10 protein-coding genes are annotated in these 13,547 nt (G+C 61.5%); 7 read left to right on the plus strand and 3 right to left on the minus strand.

Annotated elements, in window-relative coordinates; all coding sequences use genetic code 11:
• Positions 1–489: 489 nt before the first annotated feature.
• Complete coding sequence (locus ACRYCC_RS42990; RefSeq protein WP_433819972.1) at positions 490–2,145, plus strand: DUF6119 family protein; 1,656 nt, start codon at positions 490–492, stop codon at positions 2,143–2,145.
• Positions 2,146–2,428: 283 nt separating this feature from the next.
• Here ACRYCC_RS42990 and ACRYCC_RS42995 read toward each other — a convergent pair whose 3' ends face one another.
• Together ACRYCC_RS42995 and ACRYCC_RS43000 are read right to left on the minus strand one after the other, a co-directional pair.
• Entirely contained in the window at positions 2,429–2,644 is a 216-nt protein-coding gene (locus ACRYCC_RS42995) for a hypothetical protein (RefSeq protein WP_433819973.1), read from the minus strand.
• Entirely contained in the window at positions 2,617–3,540 is a 924-nt protein-coding gene (locus tag ACRYCC_RS43000) for an SRA domain-containing endonuclease (protein WP_433819974.1), read from the minus strand. The genes ACRYCC_RS42995 and ACRYCC_RS43000 overlap by 28 nt, the downstream gene beginning before the upstream one ends.
• A 540-nt stretch (positions 3,541–4,080) precedes the next feature.
• On the opposite strand from ACRYCC_RS43000, the gene ACRYCC_RS43005 reads away from it, so the two are divergent.
• The 4 genes from ACRYCC_RS43005 to ACRYCC_RS43020 all read left to right on the plus strand — a co-directional run bounded on the left by ACRYCC_RS43005 (position 4,081) and on the right by ACRYCC_RS43020 (position 9,102).
• Entirely contained in the window at positions 4,081–4,722 is a 642-nt protein-coding gene (locus ACRYCC_RS43005) for an RNA polymerase sigma factor (RefSeq protein WP_433819976.1), read from the plus strand.
• Between the two features lie 52 nt (positions 4,723–4,774).
• Positions 4,775–5,896: an ImmA/IrrE family metallo-endopeptidase gene (locus tag ACRYCC_RS43010; RefSeq protein ID WP_433819977.1), complete on the plus strand. Its 1,122-nt coding sequence runs from the start codon at positions 4,775–4,777 to the stop codon at positions 5,894–5,896.
• 97 nt (positions 5,897–5,993) lie between these two features.
• Positions 5,994–7,202 carry a hypothetical protein gene (locus ACRYCC_RS43015; protein WP_433819978.1) on the plus strand — a complete coding sequence of 403 codons (1,209 nt, stop codon included), beginning with the start codon at positions 5,994–5,996 and terminating at the stop codon, positions 7,200–7,202.
• Between the two features lies 1 nt (position 7,203).
• Positions 7,204–9,102, plus strand: coding sequence for an ATP-binding protein (locus ACRYCC_RS43020; RefSeq protein WP_433819980.1), 1,899 nt, complete (start codon positions 7,204–7,206; stop codon positions 9,100–9,102).
• A 27-nt stretch (positions 9,103–9,129) separates the two neighbouring features.
• Here ACRYCC_RS43020 and ACRYCC_RS43025 read toward each other — a convergent pair whose 3' ends face one another.
• Positions 9,130–10,458: a DNA methyltransferase gene (locus ACRYCC_RS43025; RefSeq protein WP_433819982.1), complete on the minus strand. Its 1,329-nt coding sequence runs from the start codon at positions 10,456–10,458 to the stop codon at positions 9,130–9,132.
• A gap of 557 nt (positions 10,459–11,015) precedes the next feature.
• Between ACRYCC_RS43025 and ACRYCC_RS43030 the strand changes: the two genes are divergently transcribed.
• Positions 11,016–11,345 (plus strand): transposase, encoded by a 330-nt coding sequence (locus tag ACRYCC_RS43030; protein WP_433819983.1) that lies wholly within the window; start codon positions 11,016–11,018, stop codon positions 11,343–11,345.
• Between the two features lie 272 nt (positions 11,346–11,617).
• Complete coding sequence (locus ACRYCC_RS43035) at positions 11,618–13,381, plus strand: TIR domain-containing protein (protein WP_433819984.1); 1,764 nt, start codon at positions 11,618–11,620, stop codon at positions 13,379–13,381.
• Positions 13,382–13,547: the final 166 nt, after the last annotated feature.

The following is a 13,547-nucleotide window of genomic DNA, read 5'->3' on the forward strand; positions in this document are numbered from 1 at the left end:
GGTATCCCCCTCGCGCTGGTTGCGGCACAAGCCTCGGCGTTCTTGAAGTAAACGAACTAGCCCAGTTATGCGTCTCATTAGAGAAATTCCCGAAGCGCCTATTCCCCTGTGGCCACTTTGCACACAGCGATGCGCTCCGGCATCACCTGTATTTTCATGCATCGCTAGCGACAGCAGTTATTATATGCACCACCTTAGGCGCATTGGTGATCATGACTGCAGCTCAGAGAGCCGAGATTCCGCCTCTAACTAGAACGGGTAGCTCTGATGGGTGGTCGACGGATCGCCGCAGTAACTATTTACTAATGGTCAAGATACAGAGCTCCTGGCCGAATCTAGCTAATTAGGGGCAAAGCGGGCATCACGGTGACTCTCCTCGGTCGAAATGTCGGTACCGCCATTTATCGTCCGCTGTGGCATGAGGGCTTGCCGTCCTCAGTGCCGCACTGTCCGCACGGTGATCTTCCCCCGGTAGGAAAGCGATGCCTCATGTCCCGCACCCATGTCCGTACCCGCCCCGTCACGCTCTATCGAGTTCCGTTCGTCTCGGTCCAGACCATGATCGAGGCGATCGACGTCGAACTCGCCGATGAGATCGGCGGCGAACTGCAGTTCCCCGATGTTGCAGGCCTGCCCGCGATCTGGGTCGATGGTTGCCTGGCACCCGACGATCCTTCGGAATGGTGCGCTGATGCCGCCCTCACGACCGGGTTGCCGATCGACCACCGCGACCGTCGTTCCGGCGGGTTGCTCCTGCTCGCTGTCGACAACGTCGTCTACGCCATCGGCTACGGGCAGCATGGGCATCGGCTGCTGCTCGACGAGCACAAAGACCACAGGTTCGGGCTCAGATTCGCGATCCGAGCCCTCGACCCCCACCAGGTCCAAGACCTGCAGCGCCGTTTCCCCGCTGCCCGCGGCCGCAGCGACATCACCTGTGTCCCTGGCGGTTTGCCGATCTACAGCTTCGGTATCGAACCCGCCGAGATCGTCCGCGGCCTCGGTGGGGTCCTGCACCATACCGACCTGACCTTCGGCCGGGGCACGCAGCGAAAGGTACGCGTTGAAGGTGCGGCCGGGCTCCGCCTGCGCCTGGGCGTCGCGGCCGCCGACCTGGTCGCCGACATCCGGGCGGTCGCGGACGTCTGCGCCAAAGCCGTCCCCGACCCATTGCTAAAGTTCATCGACTACGTTCAGCCGGTCCAGGACCAGGCGACGTTGGATCAACTTCATCACGTACTTGAGGAGCTTCTCGCCCGTGGTCTTGACGACGCTGACGCGCACCTGGCTCCGGTCGTGCCCACCAGTTGCCTGCGTCAAATGGCCGACGCCAGATCCTTCCGGATCAAGATCGGAAAGAGCAGGGCGACCGTCTCCGATCATCTCGACCTCGACATCTTCTTGGAGCGCCTCAGCTGGCAAGATCCGGGGCAACGGGTTCAGGCATTGCGTGAGGGCCGGGTTCACCTGTGTGCGGCCGGCAACGGCAAGGATCTCCTGACCGGGACCATGGCCGTCAAATGGCTTGAGGCCACCTGCTCTCTCGGTTCCCGCCGATTTCATCTCCTGGACGGCCAGTGGTACGAAATCGGAGCGGGATACCTCGAGGCCGTCCGTGGTGAGATCGAGCGCATTCTCGGCGCGCCCCCGTCCCTGGACCTGCCGCCCTGGCGACCCGATTGGACCGAAGGCGACTACAACCAATCCGTGCCGCAGCTGCGTGAAGGTTATGTCTGCCTGGACCGCACGGGGGTCCGCAACCCGTTCGATGCGAGCAACCGAGTTGAGGTCTGCGACCTTCTCGGCCCCGATGACGAGCTGATCCACGTCAAGCAGGCCAAAGGCTCCGCGCCTTTGAGTCATCTGTTCAACCAGGCGCTGGTCTCCACTCAAACGCTGGCCTACTCCCCCCACGCCGGTGAGCAGTTCGCCGCCCTAGTGAAGGAGACCGGCCGGGGACGAAGCGTCCCACCAGACTTCCAACCCAAGAAGGTCGTTCTCGCCGTCCTACTCAAGAACAAAGCACAGCTGACACCAGGCGCCCTGTTCCCCTTCTCCCAGGTCACCCTGGCCCACACCGCCACGACGCTGCGCAACCAGCACCAGATAAGTGTCGAGGTCATGGGCATCCCCCGAGCCGCCTGAGCAATCCCTCGCGCTGCCCCGCCGACCGGCCGCGACCCGCGACCGGCTCCAGGCACCGTGCCCACCAGCCACGCTGCTGATCGTGCAGCAAACCCCAGCTCACAGAACCAACCCGAGTTTCCGATCGGGACACGCTCGAATCTAGGGGCTGATCACAAAGGGCGGCCTCCTTCAGAGATCACCCCAGAGGCCCCACCAGATCTCACACATTCATGCTGATGTCCCAGGCCCGCGCAGACCAGCTGCTGAGACGAACGGCAGATCAGTTCCGTCGGACTCAGCGTCACTGCTGAGGGGGGCGTAGTGAACGAGTGAGGATCTTGCTGGTCCCTTTCAGGACTAGGTCGAGGAGTCCTTGAAGGCGTTCCTGCCGGGCGGCGGGCAGGAACGGCCAGGCCAGGATCGTGGGCAACAGGGCCAGCACAAGGACGAGGGGTACCAGGAGCGCGGCGACGGTGATCAGCCCGCGGCCTACCGGGGGGATGACGGGCCAGCCCATGACTGCTCCTCCGTGCCACGACCGGCATCCTCGGACAGGCGCTTCCAGCCGTTCTCAACAGGCCAGATGATGTCGATGGCCAGGGACCGGCACAGCTCCACCAGATCAGGCCGCGGTCTCGAGGGGACCAGCACAGCCATCCGCTCGGCGTTCAGGTGGCGGCGGTAGTCCAGCAGCTGACCGATGGCCATCCGGATCCCTTCCCGGGTCACAGTGCCCTTGGCCTCGATGAGCTCCCGAACGGACTGGTCGTAGAGGTCGGTAAACAGCGCCTTGGCCTCACCTGGCGGCAGGATCTGCTGCCGAACAACCTCATGCCCCAGCTGGGACACCGCGTAGTCAGCATAGGAGCGCGCCAACACCGCTTCGCGCCGCTCAGCCTCATACGGTTCACGGGCAGGATCAACCAACGTCCGCTCCGTGCGCTGCTCCTCCACCGGCAACTGCGTCACCGTTGCTTGCGGCTCCGGGGTCCGCGGGATCCGAGCCCCTTCCCGTTTGACCTCGCCGACAGGCCGAAGCCTGAACATAATGACGCTGCGAACGGGGCCATCACCCGTCTCCGGCGCGTCAGTCAGGTAGTACGGCTCACTCTCGTCCAACTCGAACTCGCCGAGATACTCCACCCCGCCCACCACCGCCCGAAACAGGCGCAGCGCACGCCCGTCGGTGCGGTGGTTAAGGACAGCGAGGTTGCCCTGGACAAGCTTTTGGTCCCCGATCTGCCCTTCACCGGTGTAGTGGTAGCAGTCATCAGAACCCCACCCGTCGAAGTAGCCATGCTGATGACCCTTGAGCGGGTCGGTGAACAACAACACATTCGCCGTGACCCGCGACGGCCCGATTCCACCCTGCCGACGACCGCCGTACTCCTCATGAAGATCCCTACGAATCACCACGTCACCTGGCTTCAACCTCCACCCCACCATCCAAGCTCCTAATTTTTAGGGTCGATTCTTACCCTAAAATCTAGCACGGCCACGGCCAGCCGGTATCGAACCGAGTTGAGCCGACAACCTGAGATTCTCGAAGATGAGCCGGGTACACCCGCGGACTTCCCCTCCGCGCTGGCGTACTGCCAGCTGGGCAGGCACCCCTTGGATGCTTGTCGCATCGTCTACGTGATCGTCCGGTTCGACGCCTACGTCGACGGTCTGTTGTGTGCCTACCTCCGACTGATGAGCGCAGTGGCCTGCCAGCCCACATCAATGCCGACTTCTACCCGAATCTGATCGCGAGCACCTGATCACCGACAGTTTCCACGGCCGCTGGTAAAAGCGTTTCCGGCCTGACCAACCGACGGCGTGGCGCAAGCTGGGCAGCAGCCGTGGCTCCCGCAAGGAGCAATCTTTCCGGTATGTCCCCTGTCGGTAGCGCTTCGTAGAACTATGGGGTTTGGTGTCGCAGTTCGGCTCCTCCACCGGAAGGACGAACTAGTGGAGCGCAACGAATCACCGATCCAGGGACGTGCCGTGGCCCTTCATCACCGGTTGCTGGCAGGCGATGTGACCGCCTCGAGTGAGCTGTTCGAACTGCTCGGTGACCGGCTTGTCGCGCGGTTGAAGGCGAGGTGGCCGAGGCTTGCCGGCACCGATGCGCTTCATGATGCTTCAGTGGATGCACTGATTGGCTACCTACAGGCGCCGGATCGCTACGATCCCACCCGAGCAGCGCTGCTCAGCTGGCTGGAGCTGGCTGCCCACCGTGATCTCGCTAACGACCACGCGTCGCCGCGTCGGACGTTTGAGCGCGCGTGGCTCGTCGAGTCAGCGTTGAGCGCCGAGCTCGGCACTGGTGAAGGACCCCTGCTGGAAGAGCGCCTTGCTGTCCGGGATGTTCACCCAGTAGAGGAGTCCTCCGGTGTGCTGAGTCGGATTCGAGAAGCGTTCCCTGATGCTGTGGATCGAGAGTTGATCTTCCTGTACTGCATTGAGGGCGAGCGTTCTACCAAGGCAGCCGCTGAAGTGTTGGGGATTGGGGGTCTACCGCCTGGTGAGCAAGCTTCCGAAGTGAAACGACATAAGGATCGGATCTTGCACAAGCTTCGCCGGATGGGGCTGGGTGAGCAGGGTGAGTAGTCCATCGCTTCGTGACCGTGCTGCTGCTCGGCTGAGTACAGTGCCCGGGTTTATGGCCTTCGAGCTGGCAACGTGGGAGCGCCTGACTGGTGTCTCGGCGGGAGTGGAGCTGCGACTCCCCCATGATGCGGTTGCCCAACTTTCTCTGGGCCGGCGCCCACGAGCGGGACACTTCGCCGCCGACGTCGGTCAACTTGCAGGCCTTGTCGGGGCAGACCTGACCCGGTTGGCGAATCTCCTGCGCAGTGTGGAGGTTATCTCGACTTTCGTCGGTGCTTCAGCGGTCATGGCGTCTCACGGTGGCGCGAGCATGCTCGCGGCTGCTCGTGACCGCGACGTCGAGGGCAAGTACTTCGGTCGGCTGCCCGATGTTGATGTCGCCGACACCGGATGGCTCAGCAAAGCCGTAGAGCGTCTCTGGGATCCAGCAGATTCCAGTGATCGGTTTCCGCGAGATTTTGAGCTTCGGCTGCTCACCGAACTGCCGATCGCACTGGTCGAGATGAGCGGTCTGCGCGTCGCGAGCTTGAGCGGCTGGATGATGGCACAAGGTCTTCCCGCGCTTGATCAATTGTCCGACCGATCGTTGCGTGGGTGTCTGCTGGCGTATGCGGGTGTGGGAATCATCTTCGTTGATGCCGATGATTCTCCAGACGAACGGCGAGCGACGCTCGCCCACGAGGGCGCCCACTTCTTGCTGGATTATGTGCTTCGCCGGGAGGAGATCGCTCGCCGCCAACCGGAGTTGTTGGATGTCCTCGACGGTGTGCGCCCTAGCTCGCCGCGCGAACAGTTCGAAGCACTGATCGCTGATCTTCCGCTGGGCATGCATGTGCGCCTGTTCGACCGCGGTGAGGAAGGCGGCTTTGCCTGCCACGATGTTGAGGACTCCGAACAGCGCGCGGATCGCGTCGCCTTGGAACTCCTTGCCCCTGCCCGCGCTGTTCTCGATCGCGCTGGCAACGATGCGCAGGCGCCTGCCGTCCAGAAGCTGTTGCTGGAAGAGTTTGGCCTGCCTGCCGGGCTAGCACGCCGGTACGCGCACACCCTGGTCCGGTTTCGGCCACGGAAGACGCGGTCATTTCTAGAGATCATAGATCTTGATGACTCCGGTGCCCGTGGCAACCATCACAGCGCGGGAGACAAACCGCATGGCGAGGGAACGAGTGACTAGCACCCTGCCATCTCACAGTACGTGTCGTAGATCGCTTCATCTTCCGGAAGGGAGTTAACAAGAGCACCTCTCACTTCCCTATGGAGGACGAGCACGCGTGGCCACCCCCAGACCCACCGAAGAGAAACCACCCGATACACCAGGTGAGTTGATCGGCGATGATGACTTTTCCGCTGCCTACGGCGAGTCCATTGCCGAAGCGCTCAACCTCGATTCTTGGGACCGCGGCGTCGACTTGGCCGCCCTCTACAAACGACTTGAGTCAGAGGTCGGTCCCGCGCTGGAGCAGGAACGACGCGTCCAGGAAGTGATCCGCTCAGAGGTTTTTGAGCTGCTGAAGACGGCACCTGAGGCACCAAAAGAAGCAGGCGTGCATACCGCCCGCCCCCGCGACCTAGAAGAAGTCCACCGTAAGATCCTCTTCAGCGGCCAACTAGAGACCTGTGACGGCACGAGCAAGACTCATGACACTTTGTTGTTGACCGTCACCCAGATTGGTGTCTGTCTCATCTCCTACCAAGGCAACGAGTTGGCGTTGTCTCAACGGTTCTTCCGCCGTGACCTGCGCACCAGCATGCCAGATCCGATCGAAGAAGCCCGCGCGCTGTTGGAGCGCCGTAAGGACCGAGCGGCCGTCGACATCCCCGACAAACGAGAGAAGCTGTCTGAGCTGGGCAGGCGAGGCATCATGACCTACGCCGAGCGTGCGACGCTACTTCATCGCTCCGAGGCGCTGTGGAGGATGGGCCACGGAAATATCGCGCCTTATGAGTTGCTGACCGGATCCGGCAACATGGACCTGCTGGACCGCTCACTGAGGGTACTACGCGAACTCGTCGACTATAAGCGATGGGTGTTCGTACCCTCGGGGATTAAGGACCGGCTATTGCTCACCATCGGTGATGCTCTACTGCCCTTGGAATACGCCATCCTGTCATCATCTCAGCGCGCCATGAGCCGTATCGTCGATGGCGGCCGCTACAACCCCACCTCCCGTGCGATCGCCGAAAAATTTGTTAAAGAAGTCGGCCCCAAGATCGTTATCGGCGTCTATCGGGCATCTCGGCACGCACCAGCGACGCCGTTCTTCGCTCACGCCGATCACGCCCATGAGGCCGCACATATCGCGATGGCCGACTCCACTCTGCAAGAACACCGCGGCTTCCCTCTGTCGATCGACCTCGCTGACAGCGCGTGCCGAGCCGCCTTCCCCGCCGAAATCTTCGATGACGCGGTGACCTCCGCCTACCACCTACACGGCGAACCCCTGCGCTACTTGTCTGAGCGCCGCACCCGGGAGAACTAACATGACCACCGCCCCACTATGGGACGACGATGACCCCGCAAACGCACAACCCGAACCTGTCACCAGCTCCGTAGAGGCAGCAAAATCACAGGAAGAGGAGCGCGAGCAGGGGCGCGATGTGCTGGCCTCGATCCGAGGCCTGCCCGCCTGGGAAGAACCTCCTGCGTACCAGGGCTCAGTCGGGCGCACCATGTTCGACACACCCGGCGCCACAGACAACTCCGTCATCGTGCTCCTTCCACCAGAGGCGATCGAGGAGGTGCCGGCACAGTCAATGGTGCGTATCACCAGCTACCCCGACCAACGCGTCTACCTCGGCATTGTCATAGCCGGTCCGTTCGCTGAGCCGGACGGTCTGCGCGCTGATGCTCCTTCGCTGACGGTCACGGCTGTGCGGGGCGCTATGTTCATGCCCCGCTATCACGGCCGTGTCCAAGTGGAAATCCTCGGCGAGCGGCTGGAATCGGGCGCCTTGGTGCCACCACGGTTTCGGCCTCTACCCAATAGTCCGGTCTTTGCTCTCAGCTCCAGTGAGACCGCTGAGGTTCTACATGTCGCGGGGAGTCTGCAGCTCGGCGTCGCCGCCGGCGACGAGACTATCAACGTCGAGATCGACAGCTCACGCAAAAGCGTTCTACCGCGCCATACTGGGATCTTGGGAACAACCGGTGCGGGCAAGTCCACTACGGTCAGTAGGATCATCAAAGAAGCAGCAGCTGACAAGTACGCCGTCATCCTGCTCGACACCGAGGGCGAATACACCGAAATCAACCAACCCACTGAGGACCCGACCATGCGGGCAGCCCTACAACGACGGGGCATGCAACCCGAGGGAATCGCAGGCACGCGGATCTTCACCCTCGTCGGGAAAGAGACATCCAACCCCGCCCACCCCGACATTGTTCGCTTCTCTCTCCAATTCTCCACAATGTCGCCGTACGTGGTAGAGGAGCTCCTTGACCTCAACGACGCACAAAAACAGCGGTTCGAGAAGGCCTACGACGTCACCAAACATCTACTCAAGGACGTCGGGATCTTTCCCGAACCCGGGAACGACGAGCATCAAAAAATCATGGTCGAGCTCGACGAGTTCGACACCGGCTACCCCGGAATGCGGCTCTCTCACATCTACGACGTGGTAGCCCTCATGCACGCAATCGTCAGCAAGGAGGACCCCCAACGTGTCTTCCTGCGCAGCAAGGAGTTCCTTAGCCGCAAAGACAGAGTCATCGACCGAGCCAACGGCTACAAGACCTCGGGTGACAACCTGCTGTCCTGGCGGGCCCTGCTAGGCAAGATCGGCCGGCTTATGCGTATCAACGTCTTCGATCGGCCCGACGCACAACCTATTGATTACAGCAAGCTATTGATGCCCGGCCAGGTGTCGATCTTCGACCTCTCTGATACCGATAGCCCGCTGCTCAACAACCTCGTCATCGCCGACCTCCTCCGCGGGACACAAAAACGCCAAGACGAGGCATACCAACGATCCCAAAAACCCAACGGACACCCGCTCACCAAGACGCTCGTCATCATCGAAGAAGCACATGAGTTCCTGTCCGAAGAACGTCTCTCAGCCATGCCGAACCTATTTCAGCAGGTCGCCCGCATCGCCAAACGCGGCCGCAAGCGGTGGCTATCACTCATCTTCGTCACCCAACTCCCCCAGCACCTGCCCCGACAAGTACTGGGCCTGGTCAACAACTTCGTCCTACACAAGATCAACGACGCAGTCACGATCAGCCGACTCAAAGGAAGTATCGCTGGCATCGACGATGCCCTCTGGCAACGACTCCCTGGTCTCGCACCCGGTCAAGCCATCGTGACGTTCACATCGATGACTCGACCTCTGCTCGTGGCAGTCGACCCCGCCCCAGTCAAGCTACGCATGATTGATTGACCCCCACCCGCCCACTCAGCTACCAGGTCACGGAACCCGACGCAGCACCACCACGTACTCGGTACGCATCCGTTCGCCGAATGCCTTCTCGAGATAGGGCATGACACGTCGACGATCGTGAATCGTACGCTCGTAGACAACCTCGGGCTCCAACGTCTCCCCGGACAACTGCGGGGCGATCGCCGCGAAAATCTGATGCGTCGGGACGTGTATCCGACGAATGTTGGACGGACACACAACCACCACCACGTGTCCCCCTGGCCGAGTGACTCGTGCGCACTCAGCCAACACCCGGGCCATATCCCGAAAATACCGGTGAACGACCCAGGCCTTGGCTGGACTGTCAGCAAGATGCTGCACTACCTCATCCACTGGTTCATACCCGCTGGCCGGCGGCAGCGGCTGCCTGTCCGTGGCCTCCGCAAGTGGCGCACGATCAGTACCTACATAGTCGCGGGCGTGAGCTCGATACCGGTCGACAGTCGTGTTCAGCACGTCCGCCAGCCAAGCCACCGCGAAGACGTGAGCCCGCGGGTAGTCCAGCGCAGACACATACGGAGGCGAGAAAAACACCAGGTCCATCAGCTCGGACCCGATCGGGATGGCACGAGCGTCATCCCCAGCCAGGCGCGCGTGATGCCAGTCCACTCCGTCCAGTCGTTCGTTGAACTCATCCATCAATCGCCCCGCGCGGCGAAGCTGACGCAAGAACCGCCCAATGGTATCGGGATTCTCCTCTCGCTCCTCATAGTGGTGTCGGGAATGCACCAGGTCTCGAGCGTTAGCAACAGAGGTACGTGCAACGATCAACGAGGAAAAGACCGCCCAGGCCAGCCGCCGCACCACATCGTCTGCTGTAGTCGCGAAAATCGCTGACCTAATCCGTGCGAGGTCACTCGAGACGTCCGAGCGAAACCAGTAGTCCAACCTAGGAAGGTCCGGCCTCCATGAATCATCGAGATCACCGTTGAAGGCATCCTCGATTCGAGCAACCAAGGACTTCATCTCTCCCGGTTGGATGGGTGTCGCCTTGGCCATCGTAATCAAACGCGCGAGCGGGTCGATGTCCACACCGTGCCCGCTCCGCCCAGTGAGCACGGCTTCCACCAAAGTCGTTCCGGACCCACACATGGCATCCAACACGTGATCACCGGGATCAGTGAAGGTATCGATAGCCCACTCAGCCAAGGGAGGAGGCAACCGAGCCGCGAATGCGTGCAGCTGATGCGTTGCATACAAGTGCCCTGAAGCCGAAAAATCCAGCGCACCGGGCGCCAGATCACTCCGATGGCGATGACACTGCCGTTCCACCATCACGTCGTCAGCTTCAGAACCTGTCCCAGCTATCACATGCATGCCCCGATCATGCCGGGGATCAGGAGCCGTAGCCACGTCCTTACCTGGACCGGTTCCCAGGAACATCGATGCCCAAGGAGGAGCCTCAAGATCCCGCGTCTAGTGTCAGTCCTCGGAGCCTGTGAGTCTCCTGCCGGATGTTCTGCTGCGAATACCAACACCGAGGTCAGCTGCCAGGTGGCACCCGGCTGGCGCCGTGCCTAGTGGCGTGTCACCGACCTGATCGCCGCGTCGACCATCGGAACCGGGGAGAGCGGACGCGCCGACGCGCAAAACGCGCCGACCTCATCGACGTCACCACCGCCGACGGCATGGAGTCGTTCAATACCGTCATCGACGCCCCGTGCCCTCTGTGGAGCGAGCCACCCGGCGACCAACTGGCGCTCGCTGGACTGACCATCGAGGAACCCGCCAGGACGCCGCACCCGAGGCGCGCTGGGAGACGAGGTGGAGGCCGCATGGGTACGAAGGCTCCGGGCGGATCCCAAGGTCTTCGATCAGATCCGTCACGTGCCGAAGTGGCAGCTCGCGTTGAAACATGCTTGACCAGATGAGTGGTGAGTGGGGGGCTGCCCCGGTTGTCGGTGGCGGCCGACAGTGGATATGGCGACATCACCGCCTTCCTGCTCGGCTTCGACGATGGTGGCCTGCACTATGTGGTCGCGGTCAAGGGCTCCACCACCGCCTGTCCCTCCGGCACCGTCCCGCTCACGGTGCCCGCATCGCCGCTGGGTAGGCGGCCCAGTGCCGCGAAGCTTTCCACGTATAGAGATCCGGCGCGCGTACAGCGAAACCGCATGTCACGGCGTCGAGCCGAAGCTGAACCGGTGCGTAAGTTTGTTAGGCAAGCGTTCTCACAAAGGGGCAACCGAATAACATTCGTGTAGCATCGATCCTACATGTAGTATCGTCACTACATGCCTGGTCCGGACATCAAGCGAGCGATCAAAGCCCTGGGAGACGCCGCCTGGGACGTCAAGCTGTGCCCACCACGGGCACACTGCTACGCCCGCGCCGCCTGCCCTGGGGGACCCGGCTGTTGCCAACCCTTCACGATCAACGGGACACCGCGAGACGAGGCAGACGAGGCAAAGAAGATCTATAAGCGCATGCAGCGTCACGAAACACGCCTGAAGGCACTGAGGGAGGAAGAGAGGTCATGATCACCTACTGGTTCGAGCTTCGGCTTGCGGGACCGATTGACCTCGATGCTGCCTCCGAGCGGCTGTACGCCATCTGCAGCGACGGCCAGCTTGCGGGGGACGAGGACGGAGGGTCAGTTATGTTCTCCCGCGAAGCCGGCAGCGCAATCGAAGCAATCATTTCCGCCATCGACGACACGGAGAAGGCGCAGCTAACCGTTCTCGATGTTGCTGGGGACCTTGTGACTGTTGATGAAATCGCCGAGAAGACCAACCGGTCGGTTGCGGCTGTCGGACACTGGAGCACGGGCAAGCGGGGAGGTGGACGATTCCCGCATCCAGTTGTGGACCGCAGCAGCAAAGTCCGGTTGTACTCGTGGGCCGAGGTGTCTCAGTGGCTTGCCGATCACGGCCTCGGCGGTGTCGACCAAGCCGCCGCCGAAGTGGCCACCGCCGCCGCTGAAATCTCCGCCTTGCTTCACGCCCGCCACGCGTTGCTAGCTGCGCCAGATGGACACCGAGAATTGCTCGAGCACATTCTTAGCACCGCCCCCGCTGGCCAGCGCGAGTCCGCAGACAGGGGCATCATTGCCCCCATGCCGGGCCTAGTTGATGAGGCACCACCTCCCGTTGTCTTCCTGTCTTATGCCAGTGAGGATAAGTTTGTCTTTGCTGAGCCTCTTGCTCGCGCGCTAGCCCGGCTCGGAATTCAACTATGGCTAGACATGTGGGAGATGTCGCCCAGCGACAGCCTCGTACAGCGGCTCATCGACGAAGGTTTGGCCCGTGCGAATGCGGTCATCCTAATTGCTTCCAAGTACTCAGTTACCAAGCCTTGGATTCGCGAAGAGTTCGACAACGCAACCGTGCAGAGGATCAACAGAGGTACCCGCCTGATACCGGTACGTCTAGACACTGTTGAGATGCCGATGCCGTTGGAGCGCCTGGCCTGGATCGACGCAAAGCGTTCCGACAAAGATGTGCAGATGGCCGCCCAGAGCATCGCCGACACGGTATACGGACATAGCCTACGTTCCACAACAAGATCACAACCCACGTTCACGGGGAGCTCGGTATCACGTCCAGGATTCGCACGACCACTTGCGTTCACATTGGCTGAAGAGCCAGGTCTGTCAGTGCGCCAGGAGGAAATGCACGACCGTCTCATCCGGGACCGAAACGCAACCGCCCAACACGGAACGGGCGGGAAGAGACATCATCCCGCTTGGTCTGGCCGCAACTGCACGATCCTGCTCACCGACATAGTGAGCTCCGGCACCACCCGTGATGCGGACCACCATGTCATCCGCCGCACGATCTATGACATCCTGCGCGACGCCTTCGAAAGATCAGGCTTGCAGTGGTCGATGTGTTATTACGAGGACCGCGGCGACGGGGCACTCATCATCATCCCACCAGACATCCCGACTCATGCGATCGTCGATCCATTGCTCGTTGAGCTGACCGCCCGGGTACGGCGGTACAACCGCCAGGTTCGCTCAGCTGCACGCTTTCAGCTGCGCGCTGCACTGCACGTCGGCACCGTGGTATCCGATCCTGTTGAGCTCGCTGGCGAAGCGGTCGTTTTGACCGCTGGACTCCTAGACTCTCCCATCCTCAAACGGCGACTCAAAGAGACCTCGGCCGACGTTGGCTTTATCACATCCATGCTTGTCTACGAAACCGCCATCAAAAGAGACGCCGCAAAATATCGGAAAATTGAATTTCAGGCAAATGAATCAAAATTGACTGCCTGGATGTGGATCGCAGATCAAGACTGATACGTGTGGCGCCACAAAATAGCGTGCGGATTGTGGATCTGCACGCTAGGCGACCAGGCCGTATTGGTGGATCGGACCGTTCGGGATGGACAGTGGATGAGTAGGGCGAGCGTCAGCGAGGTCAGGCTGACCGCATTCTCACATCGTGAGACCAAGGGCGACAGTG

The organism is Actinomadura scrupuli, assembly GCF_050971785.1.
Classification (GTDB): Bacteria; Actinomycetota; Actinomycetes; order Streptosporangiales; family Streptosporangiaceae; genus Actinomadura_E; species Actinomadura_E scrupuli.